At 65.8% G+C, this 22460-nt stretch carries 24 protein-coding genes; 6 read left to right on the top strand and 18 right to left on the bottom strand.

Annotated elements, in window-relative coordinates; translation table 11 throughout:
* Window positions 1-103: 103 nt before the first annotated feature.
* The 3 genes from KYE46_RS12955 to gap all read right to left on the bottom strand — a co-directional run bounded on the left by KYE46_RS12955 (window position 104) and on the right by gap (window position 1965).
* Window positions 104-247 (bottom strand): hypothetical protein, encoded by a 144-nt coding sequence (locus KYE46_RS12955; RefSeq protein ID WP_219001033.1) that lies wholly within the window; start codon window positions 245-247, stop codon window positions 104-106.
* Between the two features lie 39 nt (window positions 248-286).
* A complete protein-coding gene (locus KYE46_RS12950) occupies window positions 287-775 on the bottom strand; it encodes a cupin domain-containing protein (RefSeq protein ID WP_219001032.1) in 489 nt (162 codons plus the stop codon).
* Between the two features lie 185 nt (window positions 776-960).
* On the bottom strand, window positions 961-1965 hold the full coding sequence (gap, locus tag KYE46_RS12945) for a type I glyceraldehyde-3-phosphate dehydrogenase (RefSeq protein WP_219001031.1): 1005 nt from the start codon (window positions 1963-1965) through the stop codon (window positions 961-963).
* A 228-nt stretch (window positions 1966-2193) separates the two neighbouring features.
* On the opposite strand from gap, the gene KYE46_RS12940 reads away from it, so the two are divergent.
* A complete protein-coding gene (locus tag KYE46_RS12940) occupies window positions 2194-3162 on the top strand; it encodes a DUF808 domain-containing protein (RefSeq protein WP_219001030.1) in 969 nt (322 codons plus the stop codon).
* 301 nt (window positions 3163-3463) lie between these two features.
* On the opposite strand, the gene tkt is transcribed toward KYE46_RS12940, so the two are convergent.
* A complete protein-coding gene (gene tkt, locus KYE46_RS12935; RefSeq protein ID WP_219001029.1) occupies window positions 3464-5479 on the bottom strand; it encodes a transketolase in 2016 nt (671 codons plus the stop codon).
* Between the two features lie 286 nt (window positions 5480-5765).
* On the opposite strand from tkt, the gene KYE46_RS12930 reads away from it, so the two are divergent.
* Both KYE46_RS12930 and KYE46_RS12925 read left to right on the top strand, forming a co-directional pair.
* Window positions 5766-6839, top strand: a complete 1074-nt coding sequence (locus KYE46_RS12930; protein ID WP_219001028.1) for a coiled-coil domain-containing protein — start codon at window positions 5766-5768, stop codon at window positions 6837-6839.
* Complete coding sequence (locus tag KYE46_RS12925) at window positions 6832-7272, top strand: cell division protein ZapA (RefSeq protein ID WP_219001027.1); 441 nt, start codon at window positions 6832-6834, stop codon at window positions 7270-7272. Before KYE46_RS12930 ends, KYE46_RS12925 begins: the two co-directional genes overlap by 8 nt.
* Before the next feature lie 64 nt (window positions 7273-7336).
* Here the strand turns inward: KYE46_RS12925 and KYE46_RS12920 are convergent, their stop codons facing one another.
* Entirely contained in the window at window positions 7337-8005 is a 669-nt protein-coding gene (locus KYE46_RS12920; RefSeq protein ID WP_219001026.1) for an SDR family NAD(P)-dependent oxidoreductase, read from the bottom strand.
* A gap of 121 nt (window positions 8006-8126) precedes the next feature.
* Here KYE46_RS12920 and KYE46_RS12915 point away from each other — a divergent pair, with 121 nt between their 5' ends.
* A complete protein-coding gene (locus tag KYE46_RS12915; RefSeq protein WP_219001025.1) occupies window positions 8127-8732 on the top strand; it encodes a biotin transporter BioY in 606 nt (201 codons plus the stop codon).
* Window positions 8733-8801: 69 nt separating this feature from the next.
* Here KYE46_RS12915 and KYE46_RS12910 read toward each other — a convergent pair whose 3' ends face one another.
* The 3 genes from KYE46_RS12910 to purF are packed head-to-tail and all read right to left on the bottom strand — an operon-like array spanning window position 8802 to window position 11295.
* Window positions 8802-9215, bottom strand: coding sequence for a DUF1284 domain-containing protein (locus tag KYE46_RS12910; RefSeq protein ID WP_219001024.1), 414 nt, complete (start codon window positions 9213-9215; stop codon window positions 8802-8804).
* Window positions 9212-9820, bottom strand: a complete 609-nt coding sequence (locus KYE46_RS12905; protein WP_219001023.1) for a DUF2199 domain-containing protein — start codon at window positions 9818-9820, stop codon at window positions 9212-9214. Before KYE46_RS12905 ends, KYE46_RS12910 begins: the two co-directional genes overlap by 4 nt.
* Entirely contained in the window at window positions 9817-11295 is a 1479-nt protein-coding gene (gene purF / locus KYE46_RS12900) for an amidophosphoribosyltransferase (protein ID WP_219001022.1), read from the bottom strand. The genes KYE46_RS12905 and purF overlap by 4 nt, the downstream gene beginning before the upstream one ends.
* Before the next feature lie 154 nt (window positions 11296-11449).
* Here purF and KYE46_RS12895 point away from each other — a divergent pair, with 154 nt between their 5' ends.
* The gene (locus KYE46_RS12895; RefSeq protein WP_219001021.1) at window positions 11450-11905 is read left to right on the top strand and encodes a hypothetical protein; all 456 of its coding nucleotides are present in this window, start codon (window positions 11450-11452) and stop codon (window positions 11903-11905) included.
* A gap of 113 nt (window positions 11906-12018) precedes the next feature.
* Here KYE46_RS12895 and KYE46_RS12890 read toward each other — a convergent pair whose 3' ends face one another.
* A complete protein-coding gene (locus KYE46_RS12890; protein WP_219001020.1) occupies window positions 12019-12627 on the bottom strand; it encodes a CvpA family protein in 609 nt (202 codons plus the stop codon).
* 62 nt (window positions 12628-12689) lie between these two features.
* A complete protein-coding gene (gene radA, locus KYE46_RS12885) occupies window positions 12690-14057 on the bottom strand; it encodes a DNA repair protein RadA (RefSeq protein WP_219001019.1) in 1368 nt (455 codons plus the stop codon).
* Window positions 14058-14300: 243 nt separating this feature from the next.
* On the opposite strand from radA, the gene KYE46_RS12880 reads away from it, so the two are divergent.
* On the top strand, window positions 14301-15806 hold the full coding sequence (locus tag KYE46_RS12880; protein ID WP_219001018.1) for an autotransporter outer membrane beta-barrel domain-containing protein: 1506 nt from the start codon (window positions 14301-14303) through the stop codon (window positions 15804-15806).
* A gap of 37 nt (window positions 15807-15843) precedes the next feature.
* Here KYE46_RS12880 and KYE46_RS12875 read toward each other — a convergent pair whose 3' ends face one another.
* The 8 genes from KYE46_RS12875 to KYE46_RS12840 all read right to left on the bottom strand — a co-directional run bounded on the left by KYE46_RS12875 (window position 15844) and on the right by KYE46_RS12840 (window position 22435).
* Window positions 15844-16299, bottom strand: coding sequence for a paraquat-inducible protein A (locus KYE46_RS12875; protein WP_219001017.1), 456 nt, complete (start codon window positions 16297-16299; stop codon window positions 15844-15846).
* 23 nt (window positions 16300-16322) lie between these two features.
* Window positions 16323-16694 (bottom strand): hypothetical protein, encoded by a 372-nt coding sequence (locus tag KYE46_RS12870; RefSeq protein ID WP_219001016.1) that lies wholly within the window; start codon window positions 16692-16694, stop codon window positions 16323-16325.
* A 16-nt stretch (window positions 16695-16710) separates the two neighbouring features.
* Entirely contained in the window at window positions 16711-17121 is a 411-nt protein-coding gene (locus KYE46_RS12865; RefSeq protein ID WP_219001015.1) for a hypothetical protein, read from the bottom strand.
* Window positions 17122-17166: 45 nt separating this feature from the next.
* Entirely contained in the window at window positions 17167-17910 is a 744-nt protein-coding gene (locus KYE46_RS12860) for an ABC transporter ATP-binding protein (RefSeq protein WP_219001014.1), read from the bottom strand.
* Between the two features lie 106 nt (window positions 17911-18016).
* Entirely contained in the window at window positions 18017-18799 is a 783-nt protein-coding gene (locus KYE46_RS12855) for an MlaE family ABC transporter permease (RefSeq protein WP_219001013.1), read from the bottom strand.
* Window positions 18796-19824, bottom strand: a complete 1029-nt coding sequence (gene alr / locus KYE46_RS12850) for an alanine racemase (protein WP_219001012.1) — start codon at window positions 19822-19824, stop codon at window positions 18796-18798. Before alr ends, KYE46_RS12855 begins: the two co-directional genes overlap by 4 nt.
* A 129-nt stretch (window positions 19825-19953) precedes the next feature.
* A complete protein-coding gene (locus KYE46_RS12845; RefSeq protein WP_428845061.1) occupies window positions 19954-21471 on the bottom strand; it encodes a replicative DNA helicase in 1518 nt (505 codons plus the stop codon).
* 283 nt (window positions 21472-21754) lie between these two features.
* Window positions 21755-22435, bottom strand: coding sequence for an orotate phosphoribosyltransferase (locus KYE46_RS12840; RefSeq protein ID WP_219001011.1), 681 nt, complete (start codon window positions 22433-22435; stop codon window positions 21755-21757).
* Window positions 22436-22460 lie beyond the last annotated feature (25 nt).

Below are 22460 nucleotides of genomic sequence, written 5' to 3'. Positions count from 1 at the left end.
AGCTCGGCTCGGGCTATGGGTGTCGCGTTAACGTTTCTTGTGGTGTTAGCGTTAACATGTGCGTCTTAACCTGAGAAAAGCAACTTGGGAAGGGGCAGCTTGTTCAGCGCCAGAATGCCATCCAGTTGAGCAGGTCGGCAAACTTTCGGGCGAGAAAGAGCGACATTGTATAGTCGAGCATCACGGCATCGACCGCAATGAATGCGGCGATCACGATAACGATCCAGATGGCGAGCGTATTGGTCATCGGCGTGGAACCTGCCACGGCGCGGGCGCGGGCGGAAGGCTATTTCTTGGCGCCAGCCTGCGGATGGGTCATGGCGTCGGAGGGGACCAGATCCCACGGCAGCCCTTCGTTGCGGAAGATGCGCTGACCTTTGCGGGGATAATCGCCGACATCATGGGCAAGCCGTTGACCGATCACGAGAATGCGCAGCATCTCGGAGCCGGTGTTCACGATTGTATGGGCCAGACCGCCCTTGCGGTACCCGATGAAATCGCCCGGGCTGATGGGATGGTCGGTCTCGCCGATGGTGGCCGTGCCACTGCCCTCCAGAATGTAGACGGCCTCGTCCTCGAAATGATGGACGTGATATTCGGTGGTCTCGGCGCCCGGCGCGACTTCGATCAGGTGAATGCCGAGGCCTGTCAGCCCAGTCGCGTCACCCAGTGATTTATTAATCCGCGTCGCGTTCTGATTGAGGAAGTGCGTCTTCGCCAAGCCCTCCATCGCGGCGATCTCTTCGGCTTTGAGAAGATAGGTTTCGTCGGTCATCGGGGCGCCCTCCTGGCATCTGATGCTGGTCAGAGTGGGGGAGGGCTGGCGCGTGGTAAAGAAGAAAAGCCGAAGGATCTGTCAGGCGAGATGACAGATCTACAGTGCAGTGGGATGTGGGCTCCCACCTGATCGTGCGGCTTCGCTATCGCTTCCGCTAAGCGCCCTAGGCGATGCGCTGCAGCTTAATGAACCAGACGACCCATGGCGCCTGCGACATCGGCCATGCGCGCCGAGAAGCCCCACTCGTTGTCGTACCATGCCAGCACGCGCACGGTGCGGCCGCCGACGACCTTGGTCTGGTCAGGCGCGAAGATCGAGGAGGGTGTCGTGTGGTTGAAGTCGACCGATACCTTCGGCAGCGGGTCATAGGCCAGCACGGCGCCCATATGGCCATTGGCGGCCTCGGCCATGACTTCGTTAACGTCGTTAACCGTCACGTCGCGCGCGGCCTCGAATGTCAGGTCCACTGCGGAGACATTGGGCGTCGGCACCCGCAGCGCGGTGCCGTCGAGCTTGCCGGCCATCTCCGGCATCACTTCGGAGAGCGCCTTGGCCGCGCCGGTGGAGGTGGGGATCATCGCCATGGCGGCGGCGCGGGCGCGGTAGAGGTCGTCGTGGCGGCGGTCCAAAGTCGGCTGATCGCCGGTGTAGGAATGGATCGTCGTCATGATGCCACGCTCGATCCCGATGGCCTCGTTCAGCACCTTCACCAGCGGCGCGAGGCAGTTGGTGGTGCAGGAACCGTTGGAGATCATGCGCTCGTCAGCCAGCATGTCGCGATGGTTAACGCCGTAAACCACGGTGCGGTCGACGTTCTTGGCCGGCGCCGAGATCAGCACCTTCTTGGCGCCGCGCTCCAGATGGACCGCGGATTTGTGGCCGTCGTTGAACTTGCCGGTGCATTCCAGCACCACGTCGCAGCCCTCCCAATCCAGCTCGGCGGGATCATAGGTGGAGAACATCTGCATCGGGCCGCGGCCGAGGTCCATGGTGTCGCCGTCGACCCGGACTTCGCCGGGGAAGCGGCCATGGACACTGTCGAAGCGGAGCAGGTGGGCCGAGGTCTCGACCGGGCCCGTCGCATTGATCTTGACCACCTGAACATCATTGCGCGCGCTCTCGGCGATATAGGCAAGAGTGGCGCGTCCGATACGGCCGAAGCCATTGATGCCGAGCGTGATGGTCATTGCGGATCTCCTTTGCGTCGATGGGTTACCGATAGGGCGTCGCCCCCCCGTTTGGGAACCCGAAAAACCCGCATTTTCCTGATGTTAGCGTAAACGGTGGCGCAAACATGGGATGATTGCGCTAACACGCCGCAGAGAGCGCGCGCGCCCGGTCGGAACCGTCTGTGGGTGGACGCGGTTGGCCTATGGCGTAAGTATAGCGACAGGCGCGAAATTTGAGGATAGAGCATGAGCGGACTTCTGGCCCTACTGGACGACGTGGCAGCCATTGCAAAAGTGGCTGCGGCCTCGGTCGATGACGTGATCGGGCAGGCGGCGAAAGCGGGGGCGAAAGCGGCGGGTGCCGTGATCGACGATGCCGCCGTGACGCCGAAATACGTGCACGGGTTCGAGGCCAAGCGAGAGATCCCCATCGTCTGGAAAATCGCGCGCGCATCGATCTTCAACAAGCTGATCATCCTGTTGCCCGTGGCGCTGCTGCTCTCGGCTTTCGCGCCATGGCTGATTCCGCCGCTACTGATGCTCGGCGGGGCCTATCTGTGTTTCGAGGGGGCGGAGAAGGTCTACCACTGGCTCTCTCCTGCGCATCACGACGTGGAAGAGGCGGCTGCCGTGAAGGCGGCGGGCGTCGACAGCGCGCATCTGGAAGAGCAGAAGGTGAAGGGCGCGATCAAGACGGACTTCATCCTGTCCGCAGAGATCATGACCATCGCATTGGCCGCGCTTGAGACAGACAACATCTGGTTCCGTGCCGGGGCGCTGGCCGTTGTGGCCGTGGGCATCACGGTGCTGGTCTATGGCGCTGTTGCCATCATCGTGAAGGCCGATGATCTGGGCCTGCACATGGCGGCCAAGGGGCGTCTTGGTGCGACCCAGAAGATCGGAGAGCTGATCGTGCGTGGCATGCCCGGCTTCCTGCGCGGGCTGACGATCGTCGGAACGGCGGCGATGCTGTGGGTTGGCGGCTCGATCATCGTGCATGGTCTGGCCGAGATGGGCTGGCACGGGCCGGAGCATTGGATCGAGGGGATCGCGCACAGTGCGGGCGGCGAGAACGGTGCCATCGAATGGTCCGTCAAGGCTGCGATCGACGGCGTTCTGGGCCTGCTTCTGGGGATGATCCTCATCCCGATCGTGACCTATGCCATCGCGCCCGTCATGCGCGCGGTGGGGTTGGCGGGTGAGGCTGGCCACTGAAGGCGCGCGCTACGGCGCCCCTCTCGGACCGAAGGTAAATCCACGCGGCGTTAACGCTATGTTCACACTCGTCTGTTAACCAAGGTGCCGCGGTCGAGATGACATGAGCACTTGATCCGTTTTAGCGAAACCCTCGGCGGTCTGGACCCTGCCGGGGGTGGACGTTTTCTGACTGTGGCAGGCGGCGATCACGGCGGGGCGTCGCCGGGCAAGGTGCCGAGCGAGATGCGCGGGTAGCCCACAAAAAACCCGCCCGAACGCGAAGCGCTCAGGCGGGCTTGATCTTGAACGGTCGCGCGGCTCAGAGCAGCGATTTGACCTTCTCGGCAACACCCTCGGCCGTGATGCCGAAGTGTTTGTAGAGATCACCGGCAGGGGCGGAGGCGCCGAAGCCCGTCATGCCCACGAAGCCGCCCTTGTCGCGCTTGCCGCGCTCGCTGAACAACCAGCGGTCCCAACCGAAATCGGCAGCAGCTTCCACGGCCACGCGGACCGGGCCGCCGGGCAGAACCCGCTTGCGGTAGCTTTCGTCCTGCTGCTCGAACAGCTCCCAACAGGGCATGGAGACGACGCGGGTGCCGATGCCCTCGGCCTGCAACAGGTCACGGGCCTCCATCGCGATGGCAACCTCGGAACCCGTGGCCATCAGGATTGCCTGACGCTTGCCCTCTGCATCGGCCAACACATAGGCGCCCTGAGCGGTGAGGTTCTTGGTCTTGTGCTCGGTGCGGACAGTCGGCAGCCCCTGACGCGACAGCGCGAGGGTGGAGGGGGTCTTGTTTGCCGTCAGCGCCAGCTCCCATGCCTCGGCGGTTTCCACCGCGTCGGCGGGGCGGAAGACGTTCATGTTCGGCGTCGCGCGCAGCATGGCGAGATGCTCGACGGGCTGGTGCGTCGGGCCGTCCTCGCCCACGCCGATGCTGTCGTGGGTCATCACGTAGACCGGCGCGATCTCCATCAGGGCCGAGAGGCGCATGGAGGGGCGGGCGTAGTCGGTGAAGGTGAAGAATGTGCCGCCGTAGGGCTTGATGCCGCCGTGCAGGATCATGCCGTTCATCGCCGCCGCCATCGCGTGTTCACGGATGCCGTAATGGATGTGACGGCCCTTGCGATCCTCGGGCGAGAAGATGCCAAGCCCGCCGGTGTGGGTCAGGTTCGAGCCGGTCAGGTCGGCGGAGCCGCCGAGCGTTTCGGGCACGATCGTGTTGATCACCTCAAGCGCCATCTGCGAGGCCTTGCGGGTCGCGACCTTGGGCTGCTCTTCGGAGAGCTGCTTTTTCAGCGCCTTGATCGTGGCGGTGAGCTTTTTGGGCATCTCGCCGGCGAAGGTGCGGGTGAATTCGGACTGCTTGCCGGCGGAAAGCGCGTTGAACCGCTCTTCCCATGCCTTGCGATCCTCGGCACCGCGGCGGCCGACTTCTTCCCACCATTGCTTCAGCTCGGCAGGGATCTCGAAGGGCGCGTGCTCCCATCCGTAGGCGGCCTTGGTGTTGGCTACCACTTCCGGATCGGTCAGCGCGCCGTGGCCCTTGGCGGTGTCCTGCGCCGAGGAGCCGATGGCGATGTGGGTCTTGCAGGCGATCATCGCGGGGCGCGGCGAGGCTTTCGCCTCGGTCAGCGCGCGGTCGATGTCTTCGGGGTCGTGGCCGTCGCAGGAGAAGACATCCCACCCAGAGGCGGCGAACCGCGCCTTCTGGTCGGTGCGGTCGGACATGGAGACCTTGCCGTCGATGGTGATGCCGTTGTCGTCCCACAGCACGATCAGGCGCGACAGCTCCTGATGGCCGGCCAGTGCCAGCGCTTCCTGGCTGATCCCCTCCATCAGGCAGCCGTCACCGGCGATGCAGTAGGTGTAGTGATCGATGATCTTCTTGCCCCAGACGGCGCGCAGATGCTCTTCCGCCATGGCAAAGCCCACGGCATTGGCGATGCCCTGACCGAGAGGGCCGGTCGTCGTCTCGATGCCCTTGGCGTGGCCGTATTCCGGGTGGCCGGCGGTGATCGCGCCCAACTGGCGGAAGTCCTTGATCTGCTCGAGCGTCATGTCCTCGTAGCCGGTCAGGTGCAGCAGCGAGTAGAGCAGCATGGAGCCGTGGCCCGCCGACAGGATGAAGCGGTCGCGGTTGGGCCAATCGGGATTGGAAGCATCGAAGGAGAGGTGCTTGTCATAAAGCACGGTCGCCACGTCAGCCATGCCCATCGGCATGCCGGAGTGGCCGGAATTGGCGGCAGCCACGGCGTCCAGCGTCAGGGTGCGGATGCAGGCGGCACGGGCCCAATGATCGGGGTGGGCGCTTGCAAGGGCTTTGATGTCCATGGAAGGATCCTTTGTGGCAGCAATGGCTATGGTTGCAGCGGTGATACCAAAGGCCGGATGAAGTGCAAGGCGCTCAGAGCCGTTTGACGGGCCGTTTCCGGCCTAAAACGTCTCCAAATGAGCAGAAAACCTTGCAAAGGGTTGCGGTTTGACCCCCAAATAGCGGTGCGATACAGGCACTACACACGACATCTGCGACGCCACGCCCGGCAAGGGCGACGGGACAGGGCAGGTGGGAATCCAAACACCGCGGTTATGCGGGGAAGTTGAGGGGGCACCGGCTGTCATGAGCGACACTGCCGATTTTGAACACCTAAGCGCGCTGGAAAAGCGGCTGTCGCAGGCGCTGGACCGCATTGCGGCGGGCGTTGCGGCCCAGACCGAAGCGCAGCAGGCGTCGCAACCGGATCCGCAAGCGGAAGAGGCCGCGGCACAGGCCCGCGCCGAGCTAGAGGCCGCGCAGGCTGCAAAGCGCGAAGCAGAGCAAGCCGCGTCAGAGGCCGAGACCGCCCGGCAGGAGGCCGAGTCTGCCCGCAAGGAGGCTGAATCTGCCCGTCAGGAAGCCGAGACCGCGCAACAGGAAGCCGAGGCCCGCGCGGCGGAAGCGGCGGAACGGGTGAGCGCACTGGAGGATCGGCTGTCGGAGACCCAGGACGCCCTGAGCGAGGCCCAAAGCGATGTCACCTCGGCCCGTGCCGAGGCAGAGGCCGCCCGCGCCGAAGCCGAGACCGCGATCGCCCATGCCGCCCAGACCCCCGGCACCGATGCCGCTACGTTGGCGGCGCTTGAACAGAAGCTGGCGGCGGCAGAGGCCTCTCGCGGTGCCGCGCAATCAGAGCTCGCCGAGAAGGACGCGGCGCTGGCAGAGATGCGGACCAAGCTGGACGAGATGCAGTCGGCATTGGAGGCCGCGCAGGCCGCGCAAAGCGCCGAGCCAAAGGCCGACGCGGCCCCCGCAGAGCCGGAAGCCGAGCCCGAAGACATGGAGAAGGCGCTCGCCGTCATGGGCCGCCGGGTTGAACGCGCCCGGATCGAGCGGGATCAGGCGCGCACGGCCTGCGATGCAGCAACGGACGCTCTGGATGAACTAAAAGAGGCCACCGGCGCCAGCGTCGATGAGCGCGTGCTCGTGTTGCGGCGCCAGTTGCGCCTGATGCGGACCCGGGCCGAGGATCTCGCCGCGCAGGTTTCCCTGCTGCAAAGCGGGGCAGGGGTCGACGCGGCGGTGCTGGATCAAGGCCTGCTGGCCGAGGTCGAAACCCTGCGCCAGCTGCGCGAAACCGACGCCGCAGAGCTGGACCGGATCATTCACGACATGCAGGCCGGGCTGGACCGGGCCGAGGGAGGCGCAGATGCCTGAGGTGCAAATCGAGATCGGAACGCGAGTCTTCTCCGTTGCCTGTCAGGACGGCGAGGAACAATTCCTGCACGCCGCAGCCAAGATGCTGGACACGGAGGCTTCCGTGGTTCTGGGGCAGATCGGGCGGATGCCGCCGGATCGGATGCTGCTGATGGCGGGCCTGATGCTGGCGGACAAGACGGCGGCGCTGGAAGATGACTTGCGCGAGCTGCAGGACAAGATCGCGACGCAGGACCGGGCCTTGCGCTCGGCGGAAGAGCGTCTGGCGGACCGGGGGCGCAAGATCGCGGATCTTCAGGAGGCCGGGGCGTCCGGGTCCACGGCGCCGGCGGAGGTGCCCGAGGCGCTGAGCGCAGGTTTCGCCGATCTCGCCGCGCGGGCCGAGGCGATGGCCGAGGCCATGGAAGCCGCCACCCGGAACGAGGCTTCCTGAGAGTTAAACCATTTGTTGAAGTGTCGAGGCCGTCCCGCGAAAGGGCGGCCTCGCTCGTTTCTTCCTACGGGATCAGGATCGGTGCCAGAAGGCGCGCGGCCTCTTGCGCCGGGTCTGCCAGCGGCGCGCGGTCCTCACCGGGATAGAAGCGGGCGCGTACGGCGGTCGGCATCGGCTTCGGCCTCAGCAGATGGACCGAGGTCGCCTGCTTCGCCGTCTCGGCCTGCCAGCACTGTACCAACGCACGCTGTGCGGCTTTCGACATGGCGTAGGGCCCGGCGTATTTCTCTTCCCACGCGTCGTCGAAGAAGATCGCGGTGGGTGCATCGGAGGGGGCGATCAGCGGCTCGACATTGGCGATCAGGCGCGAGATGCCGCGGATGTTGGTCGCCACGGCCTTGTCCAGATCCTTCACCTGAACATGGGGCGCCGGGGTCAGCGCGCTGACGTGGATCGCGGCGTGCACCCAGATATCGGCGCGGCCCCACCGGTCGTGGAGCGACCGACACAGATGCGAAATCGCCCCGTCGTCGGAAATGTCCATGGGCGCGAGCGTCGCCTGGCCGCCGGCCGCCTTGATCCGGTCGTCAAGCTCTTCCAGCCCGCCGATGGTGCGCGCGACGGCGACCACATGGGCACCCTGTTCGGCCAGCCACAGCGCCGAGGCGGCGCCGAGCCCGCGCGAAGCGCCGGTGACCAGCGCGATTTTACCGGAGAGGGGTTTGAGAGGCATGTTTTCAGTCATGCGCCGCCTGTTGCCTGCTTGCACGCCCAAGCGCAAGGGGTATACCCTTGCGTCAAAGGGTCATCGGACCTTTCACTGATATGGGACATAGCACAGGGAGCCTTCAAAGATGGGCCATAACGCTACACTTCTCTCCGCCACACTGGGACAAGAGGGCCTCGTTCGCAAAGCCCTGCTGGTTCTGGGCGGCACGGCTGTCATCGCGCTTGCCGCACAGACCTCGGTGCCGATGATCCCGGTCCCGATGACGCTGCAGACGCTGGCGATCCTGGCTGTCGGCTTCACCTTCGGCTCGCGCCTCGGCGCGGCGACCCTGCTGGCCTACCTCGCGGAAGGTGCCATGGGTCTGCCGGTCTTCGCCAACGGCATGAACGGCCTGGCCTTCGCCGGTCCCACGGCCGGTTTCCTTCTGGGCTTCGTGTTCATGGCTTGGGCCGCCGGTTGGGCGGCTGAGCGGGGCATCGCCCGCGGCGTGATCGGCACGACCCTGTCGGCGCTGGTCATCTCCGCGCTTCTCTACATCCCCGGCCTCGCGTGGCCCATGGCGGTTGCAGGCACCTTCGGGCTGGACGCCGGTTGGGCCGGTCAGGGCGTGGGCTTCTACTGGACCCACTTCGTGGCTCCCTTCCTGATCGGCGACGCGGTCAAAGCGGTTCTTGCCGCGCTGATCGTGACCGGCGCATGGGCGGCCCTCGCCGCGCGCAAAGCCGACTGAGATCTTCCACAACCAGTGGAGTTGGCGCCGTCCCGAACCTCGGGGCGGCGTTTTTCGTTGGGATGCCTCTTAGTCGTGCAGACGGGCCACGGCGGCCTTGCACAGGCCAAGGGACAGCCAACGGCAGCCCGCGCAGATGATGTCGAGATCATCCGGTCGCACGTTTTCACGCACTCTGTCCTGCGCGGCTTTCCACGTCAGGCGGTCACCGGGGGCAATGTGCAAGGCCTCGCCATGGGCGCGGTCGAGCGTGTCGATCTCGGTCTGCGCTTCGCACCCCGCGCCACGCCGACGAGGGCAGGGCGCGCAGATGGCATCGGCACCGCCGGTGATCTGGATCACGGTCTCATCCCCGGCTTCGGTGCGAAGCTGTCCGATCACGATCGCTTCCATGTTCGCGGTGAAGGCATCAGAGTAGCCATGCCCCTCGAACCCGAGCGCGCAGAGGATGTGGTGAGGCCTGAGCGACAGCGGCGCGCTCATGCCCTCAGATGCGCCACCACGTCGCCGCAACCGAAGCTCTCATACACATCGAGGATTGCCGAGGCGGTCAGCCCCTCCTGCTGTGCGGCATAGAACGGGTGCTTTTCGGTCGTGATCCAATAGAGCGGCGTGCGCCCCTCGGAATAGGGTACCACGACCCCCTCGGTCAGAAGCGGACCGGTCAGACGCGGCAGTTGCGTGTAGAGCCAGGAGTGCAGATCGCCGAGCTTGTCGGCATCGCCACGTTGTTGCGCGGCGCGGAAGCGGGCGTGGTTGCCGACCTTCAAGCTGCACCAGACGCCGAGAAAGACCGAGCCTTCCGTGCCTTTCACGGGGATCGGCAGATAGGCCCGCAAGAGGTTGTCGCCGTCGCGCCGCGCGTAATTGTAGGTGAAGATTTCCGCCCCGCCCTCGTCGAAAACCGCATCATCTGCGGGTTCGGGTGGGTTCTTCCAGCTGAAGGGTGCCTCGGGGTGGAGGCAGCGCACCGCGTTCACGACCTCGCCGCAGCACGCGCAGGTATAGGTCGGATCAACCAGCCGACGGGCCAGTTCGGCCTCGGGCACGATGGGGGCAGCTTTCTGGCGGCGGAACAGGCGGATCATTCGGCCGCCTCCACCAGCTCGAACCCTTTCGCGATCTGGTCGGTGGGCACGACGGGGTATTCGCCCGAGAAACAGGCATCGCAGTAGGCGGGTTGGGCCGGGTCGCGGCCGTTCGCCTCGCCCACGGCGCGGTAGAGCCCGTCGAGCGAGATGAACTTGAGGCTGTCGACGGCGAGGTGGTCGCGCATCTCTTCCTCGGACATGGTGGCGGCCAGGAGCTTCTCGCGCTGCGGGGTGTCGACGCCGTAGAAGCAGGGCCATGCCGTGGGCGGGGAGGCGATGCGGAAATGCACCTCTGCCGCGCCTGCATCAAGGATCATCTCCTTGATCTTGCGCGAGGTCGTGCCGCGCACGACGCTGTCATCGACAAGGATCACCCGCTTGCCACGGATCAGCGCGCGGTTGACGTTCAGCTTCAGGCGCACACCCATGTTGCGGATCTGCTCGGAGGGCTCGATGAAGGTCCGGCCCATGTACTGGTTGCGGATGATCCCCATGGCGTAGGGGATGCCCGATTCCTGGCTGTAGCCGATGGCCGCCGGCGTGCCGCTGTCGGGCACGGGGCAGACGAGATCGGCATCGACGGGCGCTTCCTTGGCCAGCTCCACCCCGATCTGGCGCCGCGTCTCATAGACGGAGCGGCCGCCGATGATGCTGTCGGGGCGCGAGAAATAGACATGCTCGAAGATGCAGAAGCGCGGGCGTTTCTGGTTGAAGGGCTTGGCGGATTCGATGCCCTTGTCGGTGATGACGACCATCTCGCCCGGCTCGACCTCGCGGATCAGCTCGGCGCCGATGATGTCGAGCGCGCAGGTCTCGGACGACAGGACATAGCCCTCGCCCAATTTGCCGATCACCAGCGGCCGCACGCCAAGCGCGTCGCGGCAGCCGATCAGCTTGGTGCGGGTCATGGCGACGACCGAGAAGGCCCCCTCGACCCGGCGCAGCGCATCCTTCATCCGCTCGGGGATGTTGCGCTGCAGGGAGCGGGCCATCAGGTGGATGATGCATTCGCTGTCGGAGGAGGACTGGAAGATCGAGCCGCGCTCGATCAGCTCCTTGCGCAGTTCGTCGGCGTTCACGATGTTGCCGTTGTGCGCGATCGCGGCGCCGCCCATGGCGAATTCGCCGAAGAAGGGCTGCACGTCGCGGATCTGCGTCGCGCCCTTGGAGCCGGCGGTGGAATAGCGCACGTGACCGATGCCGATGGAGCCGGGCAGCGTCTCCATTACCTTCTGCGAGGTGAAGGTGTCGCGCACGTAGCCGAAGCGCCGCGCCGAGGAGAAGCCCGCTTCCGGGTCATGGGTGACGATGCCGCCCGCTTCCTGTCCGCGATGTTGCAGGGCGTGCAGGCCGAGCGCCACGAAGTTGGCCGCGTCTGCCACGCCAATCACGCCGAACACACCGCATTCCTCGCGCAACTTGTCATCGTCGCGGGCATCGAACGGATGCTGGGGGAAGGCTGTCTCGTCCATCGGGCGAATCCTTTCTGTGCGTGCCGAACACATAAGACGACCGCGCGCCGGTGTCACCAAACGATCATGTACGCAATGTCGCTGCAATGGACCGGAAGTGGCGTTTGCGGTAGAATGTCGCTTAATCAAAGGCAAAAGCAGGCGGAGCAGGCACATGCGTTTCTTTATATTTCTGGCCGGGGCCGCGATGGCCGCGAGCTACTTCGTCACATGGATCGAGCCGCCCTTCGCCGGGCAGGAAATCTCGCCCTCGGTGCTGATCGGCGACCGCTTGCGGGGGATGATCATGGAGGGGCCGTGGCAGGCCTGGGTCTTCCTCGGCGGCTTCGCCTTGGCCGGGCTTGCTGCATTCGTTGCCCTTTTGGCCCGCGCGGCGGGGGCGCTGGCGCTTCTGGCCGGCCTGTCGCCACTGGTCCTGATCGTGCATTACTACCTGCGCGCCGAAGACGTCCGGGCCGATTTCGGCCTGCCGTTCTCGGTCAACTTCCAGGATCTGGGGCAGGTCTACGACCTGATGGGCGACTTCATCCGCGCGGGGTTCTGGATGTACACCGGCGGCGCGGCGATCCTGCTGCTGGCCGGATTGAGCCTCACCTTCGGGCGGCGCTGACCGCGCGCCTTTGCGCGGGTCTTTGCCGAGACGAGGGCGGAAGGGCAGCGGCCCGCCCTCGCGCGTTTCAGTTAAAGCTTGAAGCCGTGGCAGGCGTCTGCCGGAGCGGGCGCTTACTCGGTCGCCGTATCCTCGACCTCGACCTCGACCGCGGCATCGTCCTCAACCGCGGGCGCCGAGCCGTCGATCAGGGTCTCATAGCGATCGAGGATCCAGCCCGGCATGTCCGAGGGGATCTGCGCCTCGACCGATTCCTGCATGTTGGCGAAGACCGCCGCCGATCGGCTCTCCGACACCGCCGGGATGGGCTCGTCACCCACGATGCGGTCGTAGGCAATCAACGCCACCACGACCAGCAACACCCCGCGCGCGACGCCGAAGAGGAAGCCCAGACCCGCATCAATCCCGCCGAGGGGCGAGCGTTGAACGACGGAGGAGAACAGCGGCGTGAACAGCGATACGACCACCAGCGCCACGACGAAGACGATGGCAAAGGAGGCAAGGATGCCCAATTCGCGGCTCTCGCCGATGAAATCGCCCAGGTAGGGGATCTCCAGCACCAGCGGCAAGGCGTTGGGGGCAAAGATGAACGCGATGATCGCGGCCGCGATCCAGCCGACGATCGACATGACCTCACGGATAAATCCGCGCGCATAGGCCAGAATCGCCGAGATGACGATCACGCCGCCGACGATCCCGTCAAAGATAGTAAATCCGTCCATGTCCGCCCTCTTAAATCGCTTCCCCGGCCTGCGGGGTCATTCTCTGGCGCAAGTTTTGCAGGTCAACCTGCCCCAAAAACATCGCCCACGAAAGTGGGGAGATCCGAGAAGGATTTGACGCTGACACCTGCATTGTCCGCGATCCGACAGCCGGTCGGCGCGATTGCTGTCGAAAAACCAAGTTTCACCGCCTCTTTCAACCGGTTTTCCGCCTGCGATACGGGACGAAGCGCGCCGGAAAGGGAAAGTTCCCCAAAAACCACGGTTTCGCGGGGCAGAGCGGCGTCTTCGCGGGCCGACAGCAGGGCTGCCGCCACGGCAAGGTCGGCGGCGGGCTCGGATATCCGCATGCCGCCGGCGATGTTGAGGTAGACGTCGAGCCCCTGGAACGAGATGCCCGCGCGCGCTTCCAGCACGGCGAGGATCATCGACAGGCGCGAGCCGTCCCACCCCACGACCGCACGGCGCGGCTGGCTGAGGTTGGAGGGCGCCACCAGCGCCTGGAATTCCACCAGCACCGGCCGTGTGCCTTCGATGCCGGCAAAAACCACCGATCCGGGCGCCGGTTGCTCGCGGTCGGACAGGAACAGGGCGGAGGGGTTGGAGACCTCCGCCAGACCGCGTCCGGTCATTTCGAAGACGCCGATCTCGTCGGCGGGGCCGAAGCGGTTCTTGACCGACCGCAGGATGCGGAACTGGTGGCCGCGCTCGCCCTCGAAATAGAGCACCGTGTCGACCATGTGCTCGACCACGCGGGGACCGGCAATCTGGCCCTCCTTGGTGACATGGCCCACCAGCATCACGGAGGTGCCGCGGCGCTTGGCGAAGGTCGTCAGCTCATGCGAGGAGGCGCGCACCTGGCTCACCGAGCCGGGCGCGCTGTCCACGGTGTCGAGCCACATGGTCTGGATCGAGTCGATGATCGCGAGGTCCGGGGCCTCGGCCTCCAGCGTGGTGAGAATGTCGCGCAGGTTGGTTTCGGAGGCGAGCATCACGGCGGATTCCGACAGGCCGAGCCGCTCGGCCCGCATCCGCACCTGCGCCGTCGCTTCCTCGCCCGAGACATAGACGACCTTCAGCCCCTGCCGCGCGAAGGCGGCAGCGGCCTGCAACAGAAGCGTCGATTTGCCGATGCCCGGATCGCCGCCGACCAACGTGGCCGAGGCCGGCACGAGGCCGCCCCCCAAAACCCGGTCCAGCTCCGCCACCCCGGCAGACTGGCGCGGCGGCGGGGCCTCCTTGGTGCGCAGGTCCTTGAGGATCATCCGCTTGCCCTTGGCAGAGCCAAGCGCCGCCTTGCCGGGGCCGGTGCCAAGCGGCGTTTCTTCGCGGATCGTATTCCACTCGCCGCAATCGTCACAGCGCCCCGACCACTTCTTGTGGATCGCGCCGCAGTTGGAACAGGTAAATTGGGTGACGGGTTTGGCCATGAATGCGGTGTAGCCGAGCGCGCCGAGAGGGGAAAGAGGTGCGTGTGCCGGGTCAGGGGCGCCGTTGCGATGGCTCTGCCGCCTGTCGTTGCGTAAAGGTCACGAGGGACGCGAAAGCTTGAAGTCTCGGAAAAAACATATTCATTTCATATCATTATCGGATGTATCTCCTTCAATGGTACAACCCCCATCGGTGCGACAGACGCCGGAAACGGGGCAAGAAGCAGAATACGGGACAACTACATGAAAATCTTGAGACTGGGCGCTGCGGCGCTCTTGGCCACGACGGCAATCGCAGGCGTGGCATCGGCGCAGAGTGGTTCCTACACCGCAAGCGGTAACAACTACGGCCCGCGGTTCGCGTACGATTTGGAAGGCTACCGGACCGGATTTGACGTGTTCCGCATCCAGATTCCCGATAGCTCAAGGTTCGCGATCCGCTTCGATCGCATGGAGTATAACCTCGTTTCCAATGGTATAGATGGGCCCATCGAGATCCAACCGGCGACAGTTCATGATGGTCCTACCTCACCGGAACTGATCAGTGAGATCGACGGCCCCCCAGTGAAGGAATATCGTCCAATTTTCTTTCTCGTAGCGCCGGACGATCCAATCCCTGACCGACTTGGCGGCGAAATCGAGCAGCCGTTCACCGTGCTCAACGCAGATGAGGCCGAGTTTGAAGGTGACATCGTGCTCGATTTCATCGATCGGCCCGCCGGCGCATATCAGTTGCTCGTGGCGCCAGGCGTTTCGGCATTGGTAGACTATGATTTTCATGTCCTCTTCGAGATCCTCAACCTCGGTCCCTCCGTGGAAGAGGAACTTGCCGCGGCGCTTGCGGCCTCGGGTGGCTCGGCGCGACTGGTGGTTGTCGGTGCCGATGGCGTCGTGCGCAATGCCGGCGAGGTGAGCCTCGCCACCCGCGACGGGCGGCTCAGCTTCACGCGGGTCGCTTCCGGGCCGGATGCGGGCGGTGTGGTGATGTCCACCTCGGGCGCGCCGGGGATGATGGGCAACCTCTACACCTGGGCCGAGGTGACGGGCTTCCGCTCCGACAGCTTCGGCAGCGGCGACGGCACTCTGGAGGGCGGCGGCCTGCAGATCGGCGCCGACGTGGCGATCGGGCCGAACATGGTGGCGGGCGTCTCGCTCGGCTACACCAACGTGACCTCGTCGGACGCTGGCACGACTTCCGAGGGCAGCTACACCTACTTCCAGCCCTATCTCGCCTATCGCTCCGGCGCATGGAGCGGCACGGCGGGCCTGCTGCACGGGCGCGGCTCTTTCGATCAGGTCTCGCTCGGCGGCGACGGCTCGGCGGACGTGACGATCTCGGCGCTGTCTTTCGAGGGCGGCTATGACCTCGCCGTCTCCGACCGCGTCACCCTGACCCCCACCCTCGGGCTGCTCCACGGCCGTGAAGAGGTCGACGGGACCGGCGGCACCCTGGCGGGCACCTCGGGCGACGTGACCTTCAGCCAGTATTCCCTGGGCGGGCGGCTGACGCAGCAAACCGGCGCGGGTTCGCTGTTTACCGGCATCCACGCCGATTACCTGACGCAGGATGCCTCCTCGGTTCTGGCAAGCGACCTGCTGGCCGACGAGGGCTGGACCGGGCGCGTGGAACTCGGCGCGGACATGGCGCTTACCAGCGGCCTCGGCCTGCGCTCCGCGGTCGAGGTGAGCGGCCTTGGCGGCGATTTCCGCTCCGTCTCCGGCGGACTGCGGGTGGCCTTCACCTTCTGAGCCGCCCCGACATTGCAAAAGCCGTTGCGGCCCGCGTCTAACTCGCGCGGGCTGTTTCGTATCGGGAGGTCAGCACCGAGAGGGCCAGCGAGGCCAGCACGCAGCCGGTGAAGAGCCACAGGCCCCAGGCGGTCTCCACCCGGCCGACCGAGAGCCCCTTGGCGAGGGTGATGTAGACCGCGACGAGGAAGACGTCGGCCATGGCCAGCTTGCCAGCCAGCTCCAGCGCAGGCAGCAGCCGGGCGGGCGCGCGCGAAAGGTGGATCATGGCCAGCAGCAGGGTCTTGGCCATCGGCAGCACCAGCGCAAAGAGCGCCACCAGCGCCGCCAGCGCGACCTCTCCATCGGACCAGAGTGCGCCCAAGCCAGAGAGGATCGAGACCTCGGACAGGCCGAAGAGCGGCAGCAGGCCCGCGCGCAGGAGCGGCGCGGCCCAAGAGACAGGGAAGGCGATGAACAGGAGGAGATTGGCGACGATCAGGGCCTTGGGCATGGGCAGAGCCTTGTGCAGGGCGCTCAGGTGAGCTGTCGGAACGTGATGACCACGGCGGCGAGGCCGAGGCTGAGGGCGAGCCGGGGCAGGTCCTGGCGGCCCGTGGGCGTATCGCGCAGGTCGGTCAGCGCCATATGGAAGCCATAGGCGAGGCCTGCCGGGAAGAGCAGCGCGATGAAGGCCACGACGCTCGGCAGCCCGATAAGCGCGCCGACAAGCACGACCACGACGAGGATGATCATCGCCGGGACAAGATGGCTCAACAACTCGGTCATCGCGGGGACATGGGCGCCTTGATCCTCGCGCCGCAGGTGCAGCGCCCAGACAAGGGCGGTCAGCGCGGCGTAGGACCAAAGCAGGGTGGCAAGAGCCTCGATCAGGGCGATGGGGGTCATAGGGGCCTCCCGCGCCTCAGGTGCTTGTCGCCAGAGGCAGGAAGAGCGCCAGGGCGGTCCCGGCCAATGCGGCGAGTGTGGCAATGTCCAGAACGCGCGGTCGCAGACCGGTCTTGATCGCCGAGCGGGTCCAGGTGACGCAGAGCCACGCCACGGCGAAGATCCACAGCGATGACCAGATGTTGGCCGATGGCACCAGTGCCGGCAGGGCCACTTCGATCAGGGCGAGAACCCCGATGAGAAGGACCGAGGCAAGCAACGTGAAATGGAGCGCGCGCAGGGCGGGGAAGCGCTTCAGCTTGACGAGTGACGATGCCAGCACCAGCAGGGGCACCGCGCGCAGGAGCATCGCGCCGATGATCACGAGGGTCAGTTCGCCCTGGCTCAGGACGCCGCCGAAGTCGTCTGGAAGCATATCGGGGTTCATGAAACGGGTGTGGCGCGCGGCGCGCGGGGGTGCAAGGGGAAAGCCCTAGCGCAGGGTCTCGATCGGGCCTTGGGCGTGGCCGCCGATGAACTGGCGCAGATAGGGGTCATCGGCCCGGTCCATCTCCTCCACCGGCCCGTGCCAGCGGATCTTGCCGTCGTGGAGCATCGCCACCGTGGTGGCAATTGCCCGGACGGAGGTCATGTCGTGGGTGATCGTGATCGTGGTGGCGCCCATCTCGGAGACGATCTCTCCGATCAGGTCGTTGATGAAGCCCGACATGATCGGGTCGAGGCCGGTGGTCGGCTCGTCGAAGAAGATGATCTCGGGGTCCGAGGCAATGGCGCGCGCGAGCCCCGCGCGTTTTTGCATGCCACCCGAAAGCTCGGACGGGAAGAGGTCGGCGGTATCGGGATTGAGACCTACGCGGCGCAGCTTCTCGATCGCGCGCTCGCGGGCGTCCCGGCGCGAGATTTTGCCTTGAAGCAGGCGGAAGGCCACGTTCTGCCAGATTGGCATGGAATCGAAGAGGGCCGCGCCCTGAAACAGCATGCCGAAACGGTCAAGGAAGGCCGGGTTGGTGGATTGCGCCGCCCCGTCCACGCGGATCGTGCCCGCGTCCGGCTTGATCAGGCCGAGGATGCATTTCAGCAGCACCGATTTGCCTGTGCCCGAGCCACCGATTACCACGAGGCTCTCGCCCTCGGCCACGTTGAGCGAGATCCCTTGCAGGACGTGCTTGGTGCCGAAGGATTTGCTGAGACCGTCGAGAGAGATTTTTGCCGTCATGGCCGGTACCCCCGTGGCGCCGGGTGGGGGCCAGCCCCCACACCCCCGGAGTTGTAGGGCCAAGATGAAGAAGGAGCGCGGTTCTCTGGCTTGGGTGGTTGCAGGGTCATGCGGAGAAGAACGCTTCTGTCAGCAGGTAGTTGGCAGCGAGGATGAGGATCGAGGCCGAGACCACCGCGGAGGTTGTGGCACGGCCCACGCCGCGGGCGCCGCGGCCGGAATGCATCCCGTGATAGCAGCCCATCAGCGCCACGATGAAGCCGAAGACCGCGCCTTTCAGCAGCCCGGAGGTCACGTCCCAGACCTGCAGAAAATCGGCGGTATTGGCGAGATAGGCGGCCTCGTTGAAGCCGAGCCGCGAGGTGGAGACGAGGTAGCCGCCGAAGATGCCGATGCTGTCGCCGACGGCCACGAGGAGGGGCAGAGAGAGCGTGGCGGCGATCAGGCGCGGGGCGGTGAGGTATTTCATCGGATGGGTCGAGAGCGTGCGCAGGGCGTCGATCTGCTCGGTCACTTTCATGGTGCCGATTTCGGCCGCGATGGCGGCAGCGACGCGGCCTGCGACCATGAGGCCGCCGAGGACCGGGCCGAGTTCGCGGGCGATGCCGATGGCCACGATCTGGGGGACCACGGCCTCGGCATTGAAGCGCGCGCCGCCGGCGTAGATCTGCAGCGCCAGCGCGCCGCCGGTGAAGAGCGCGGTGAGGCCCACGACCGGCAGGCTCAGCCAGCCGATGGCGAGGAATTGCTGTGCCGTCTCGCGCAGGTAATAGCGCGGGGTGACGAGGTGGCGCAGGGCGGAGGCGGCGAAAAGGCCGACCTGTCCGATGCTGGCCAGAAAGGTGAGAAGCGCGCGGCCGAGGGCGCCGACGGGGGCTGTCAGCGTCATTGGATGTACTCGCGGACGTAGCGGGCGCCCAGGGAGGTGAGGATCTCGTAGCCGATCGTGCCTGCGGCGGCGGCGAGGTCATCGACGCCCTGATGCGGTCCGAGAATGTCGAGCCTTTCGGGCGGAGCGGGGCATTCGGTGACGTCGACCGTGAGCAGATCCATCGAGACGCGACCGACGAGGGGGCAGGGGTGGTCTCCGTCCCAGAGCGTCGCGCGCGATGAGAGGGCGCGGATCAAGCCGTCGGCGTAGCCCGCGGACAGGGTCGCGATCTGTCGCGGGGTGTCAGGCTGGTAGGCGGCCGCGTAGCCGACGCTCTCGCCGGGGTGAACTGTGCGAATCTGGATCACCGGCAGGGACAGGCGCACGACGGGGCGAGCCTCGGCAAAGGGCAGGCCGCCGTAGAGGCCGACGCCGGGGCGGATCATGTCGAAATGGTAGTCTGATCCCAGAAGCGTGCCGCCCGTGGCCGCGAGGGATCTGGGCGCCGCCATCCCGTCGGTCATCGCGTGAAATTTCGCCAGCTGGGCGGTGTTCTGCCGGTGGGTCGGCTCATCGGCGCAGGCGAGGTGCGACATCAGGAGGCTCGCCCCCTTCCCCTGATCGCGCAGTTCGGTCCAGTCGCCCGGTTCAACACCGAGGCGGTTCATGCCCGTGTCGAGTTGGACGCCGAAGGGGTGGTCCGGCAGGGCGGTGCGATGGCGTTGCATCTGCTCAGGCGAGTTGAGCATGGGGGTGAGGTCGGCGTCCCGGATCATCGCGGTGTCGCCTGCCGTATGGCCGGAGAAGACGCCGATCGCAGGCCCGGAGCCGAGGGTCGCGCGCAGGGTCACGCCTTCCTCGGCCGTGGCGACGAAAAACTGTCGGGCGCCGGCATCGGCGAGCGCTCGGCTGACCTCGGCCACGCCAAGGCCGTAGCCGCCGGCCTTCACCACCGCGGCCGTCTCGACCGCGGCCCGCGCGGCCAGCGCGCGATAGTTCGCGACTAGCGCGCCAAGATCGATGGTGAGTGTTCCAACTGCCATGGCGGGTTCGTGCGACCAATCGGTTGGCGCGTCAAGGCTCTTGCAAGAGCCTGTCCACTTCCTTGCAAGGAAGTGGCGGCAAGGTCTTGCAAGACCTTGGGCAAATCTCTTGCAAGAGATTTCTGCGATTCAGTAGCCGTCGGAATCGACGTGGCGGGGGTGGGCGAGGTTGCCGAAGCGGGTGAAGCGGCCCTCGAAGGCCAGCTCGACGGAGCCCACGGGACCGTGGCGCTGCTTGCCGATGATCACCTCGGCCTTGCCGTGAAGCTGCTCCATGTCCTGCTGCCACTTGGTCATGGCCTCGAGGTTGTCCTCGCCGGGCTTCTCGCGTTCCTTGTAGTACTCGCCCCGGTAGACGAACATTACCACGTCCGCGTCCTGCTCGATCGAGCCGGATTCCCGCAGGTCCGACAGCTGCGGGCGCTTGTCTTCGCGGCTTTCGACCTGACGCGAGAGCTGGGACAGGGCGATCACCGGGATGTCGAGCTCCTTCGCGATGGCCTTGAGGCCCTGCGTGATCTCGGAGACCTCGTTCACCCGGTTGTCGGATTTGCCGGAACCCTTGAGCAGCTGCAGGTAGTCGATGATCAGCAGATCCAGCCCCTTGGGCGAGCGCTTCAGGCGCCGCGCACGGGCCGCCACCTGGGCGATCGGCAGGGCGGGCGTGTCGTCGATATAGAGCGGGCAGCGCTCCAGGTCGCCTGCGGCCTTGAGGTAGCGCTGGAATTCCTGCTCGTTCAGGTCGCCCTTGCGAATGAGCTCCGACGGCACTTCGGCGGCTTCGGAGAGGATCCGCTGCGCCAGCTGTGCCGAGGACATCTCGAGCGAGAAGAAGCCCACCACGCCGCCGTCCACCGTGCCTTGGTTGCCGTCCTCCTTGATGCCCTCGCGGTAGGCCTTGGCCACGTTGAAGGCTACGTTGGTCGCCAGCGACGTCTTCCCCATCGAGGGTCGCCCGGCGAGGATCAGGAGGTCGGATTTGTGCAGGCCGCCGAGCATCCGGTCGAGGTCGGTCAGCCCGGTGGAGACGCCGGCCAGCCCGCCCTGGCGGTTGTAGGCCTCGTTCGCCATGTGCACCGCGTCGTGGAGAGCGTGCAGGAAGCTCTGGAAGCCCTTGTTGGTCGAGCCGGTGGAGGCCAGCGCGAAGAGCTCGCTCTCGGCGGCGACGATCTGGTCATCGGGGGCCACGTCGTCCCGCATGGCGCGGGCGCGGTCGGTGACGCGGTTGCCGAGGTCAATCAACTCGCGGCGCACCGCGAGGTCGTGGATGAGTTGTGCGTAATCGCGCGCCGCCGAGGTGGCGATGGCGGAGAGCTGCAGCTTCACGAGGTATTCGGCGCCGCCCAACTCCTTCAGGCCCGGAATGTCCGAGGCGAAGGTCTTGAGTGTCGTGGCATCGGTCTGCAGGCCCTTGGCGATGCGCGCGGCGGCCATGGTGAAGATCTCGGCATGGACGGGATCGTGGAAATGGTCGGGCTTGACGAGGTCGTCGACCCGGTCGAGCACGTCGTTCGAGGTCAGGATCGCGCCGAGAAGCTGTTGTTCGGCCTCGATATTGTGCGGCAACGTCGGGGCCTGTTCCACGGCTTCGGCCTCTGGGGAAACGCCCATGGGCAGCGACGGATTCAAAGCGGCGATCTCATTCATGTGGTCCCCCCGGATGCGGCTGGCGAGCAAGTGCCACGGGTCAATGGCACGACTGGCAGGTCGTGCGCGCCTCGGTGCTCTGTGTTGATCGGATCCGTATAAAGGGCGCGCCTGCGGGGCCGTCAACTTTGGTAACTCTGTGAGTAACTTTCACTCTCGGCAGAGATCTCGAGAACTGACTAGATAATGTGTCAGGGGTCGCCGCTGCGTCAAGATGTGCTTAGAGGCGCGCATTGGCGTGGCCCGATCGCCACGCCGAATTTTATTAACGTCGCGTCGGACCTCAGCTCAGCCCCCGACTCGCGCGCCAGCCTTCGGGGTCGTCGAGGAATCGCTCGACCTCCTCCAGCGTCTCGGCGTCGAAATCGCCGCCACGCCGCGCCTCGGTGATGACATCGGCCCAGGTGGTGAGCGAATGAAGCGTGAGGCCGTGGGCCGCGAGATTGCGCTCGGTGTCCGGCAGGTTGCCGTAGGAGAAAACGACGGCCGTGTGGGCGCAAGAGGCGCCAGCGGCGCGGATCGCATCGACGAACTTCAGTTTCGAGCCGCCGTCGGTGGTCAGGTCCTCCACCAGCAGCACCCGCGCGCCCTCGGGCATCTCGCCCTCGATCTGGGCCGCACGGCCGTAGCCCTTGGGTTTCTTTCGCACGTAGGACATCGGCAGCGCCATGCGCTCGGCTACGAAGGCGGCGAAGGGGATGCCTGCGGTCTCGCCGCCGGCGATGTTGTCGAAGGCCTCGAGGCCTGCGTCGCGCATGACCTTGCAGGTCAGGAAGTCCATCGCCGTCGAGCGGATGCGCGGGTGCGAGATCAGTTTGCGGCAGTCGATATAGGTCGGTGCCTGCTTGCCGGAGGCATGGGTAAACAGATCTTTTGTATTGAAATGAACGGCGCGGATATCGAGCAGCATGCGCGCGGTCATCGCGGCCATGGTGGCGTCGGACGGGTAGGCGGAGGGGATCATGGGAACCTCTAGCGGCGGGGATCAG

This window comes from Gymnodinialimonas ceratoperidinii (genome assembly GCF_019297855.1).
GTDB classification, from domain to species: Bacteria; Pseudomonadota; Alphaproteobacteria; order Rhodobacterales; family Rhodobacteraceae; genus Gymnodinialimonas; species Gymnodinialimonas ceratoperidinii.
Note: the sequence above shows the minus strand (reverse complement) of the source record. Positions and strands in the feature narration are given on the sequence as shown.

What these genes read in the sequence shown, in the direction of transcription:
- KYE46_RS12955 (WP_219001033.1), bottom strand. Translation starts at nt 247, where the DNA reads ATGACCAATACGCTCGCCATCTGGATCGTTATCGTGATCGCCGCATTC.
- KYE46_RS12950 (WP_219001032.1), bottom strand. Translation starts at nt 775, where the DNA reads ATGACCGACGAAACCTATCTTCTCAAAGCCGAAGAGATCGCCGCGATG.
- gap (WP_219001031.1), bottom strand. Translation starts at nt 1,965, where the DNA reads ATGACCATCACGCTCGGCATCAATGGCTTCGGCCGTATCGGACGCGCC.
- KYE46_RS12940 (WP_219001030.1), top strand. Translation starts at nt 2,194, where the DNA reads ATGAGCGGACTTCTGGCCCTACTGGACGACGTGGCAGCCATTGCAAAA.
- tkt (WP_219001029.1), bottom strand. Translation starts at nt 5,479, where the DNA reads ATGGACATCAAAGCCCTTGCAAGCGCCCACCCCGATCATTGGGCCCGT.
- KYE46_RS12930 (WP_219001028.1), top strand. Translation starts at nt 5,766, where the DNA reads ATGAGCGACACTGCCGATTTTGAACACCTAAGCGCGCTGGAAAAGCGG.
- KYE46_RS12925 (WP_219001027.1), top strand. Translation starts at nt 6,832, where the DNA reads ATGCCTGAGGTGCAAATCGAGATCGGAACGCGAGTCTTCTCCGTTGCC.
- KYE46_RS12920 (WP_219001026.1), bottom strand. Translation starts at nt 8,005, where the DNA reads ATGCCTCTCAAACCCCTCTCCGGTAAAATCGCGCTGGTCACCGGCGCT.
- KYE46_RS12915 (WP_219001025.1), top strand. Translation starts at nt 8,127, where the DNA reads ATGGGCCATAACGCTACACTTCTCTCCGCCACACTGGGACAAGAGGGC.
- KYE46_RS12910 (WP_219001024.1), bottom strand. Translation starts at nt 9,215, where the DNA reads ATGAGCGCGCCGCTGTCGCTCAGGCCTCACCACATCCTCTGCGCGCTC.
- KYE46_RS12905 (WP_219001023.1), bottom strand. Translation starts at nt 9,820, where the DNA reads ATGATCCGCCTGTTCCGCCGCCAGAAAGCTGCCCCCATCGTGCCCGAG.
- purF (WP_219001022.1), bottom strand. Translation starts at nt 11,295, where the DNA reads ATGGACGAGACAGCCTTCCCCCAGCATCCGTTCGATGCCCGCGACGAT.
- KYE46_RS12895 (WP_219001021.1), top strand. Translation starts at nt 11,450, where the DNA reads ATGCGTTTCTTTATATTTCTGGCCGGGGCCGCGATGGCCGCGAGCTAC.
- KYE46_RS12890 (WP_219001020.1), bottom strand. Translation starts at nt 12,627, where the DNA reads ATGGACGGATTTACTATCTTTGACGGGATCGTCGGCGGCGTGATCGTC.
- radA (WP_219001019.1), bottom strand. Translation starts at nt 14,057, where the DNA reads ATGGCCAAACCCGTCACCCAATTTACCTGTTCCAACTGCGGCGCGATC.
- KYE46_RS12880 (WP_219001018.1), top strand. Translation starts at nt 14,301, where the DNA reads ATGAAAATCTTGAGACTGGGCGCTGCGGCGCTCTTGGCCACGACGGCA.
- KYE46_RS12875 (WP_219001017.1), bottom strand. Translation starts at nt 16,299, where the DNA reads ATGCCCAAGGCCCTGATCGTCGCCAATCTCCTCCTGTTCATCGCCTTC.
- KYE46_RS12870 (WP_219001016.1), bottom strand. Translation starts at nt 16,694, where the DNA reads ATGACCCCCATCGCCCTGATCGAGGCTCTTGCCACCCTGCTTTGGTCC.
- KYE46_RS12865 (WP_219001015.1), bottom strand. Translation starts at nt 17,121, where the DNA reads ATGAACCCCGATATGCTTCCAGACGACTTCGGCGGCGTCCTGAGCCAG.
- KYE46_RS12860 (WP_219001014.1), bottom strand. Translation starts at nt 17,910, where the DNA reads ATGACGGCAAAAATCTCTCTCGACGGTCTCAGCAAATCCTTCGGCACC.
- KYE46_RS12855 (WP_219001013.1), bottom strand. Translation starts at nt 18,799, where the DNA reads ATGACGCTGACAGCCCCCGTCGGCGCCCTCGGCCGCGCGCTTCTCACC.
- alr (WP_219001012.1), bottom strand. Translation starts at nt 19,824, where the DNA reads ATGGCAGTTGGAACACTCACCATCGATCTTGGCGCGCTAGTCGCGAAC.
- KYE46_RS12845 (WP_428845061.1), bottom strand. Translation starts at nt 21,471, where the DNA reads ATGAATGAGATCGCCGCTTTGAATCCGTCGCTGCCCATGGGCGTTTCC.
- KYE46_RS12840 (WP_219001011.1), bottom strand. Translation starts at nt 22,435, where the DNA reads ATGATCCCCTCCGCCTACCCGTCCGACGCCACCATGGCCGCGATGACC.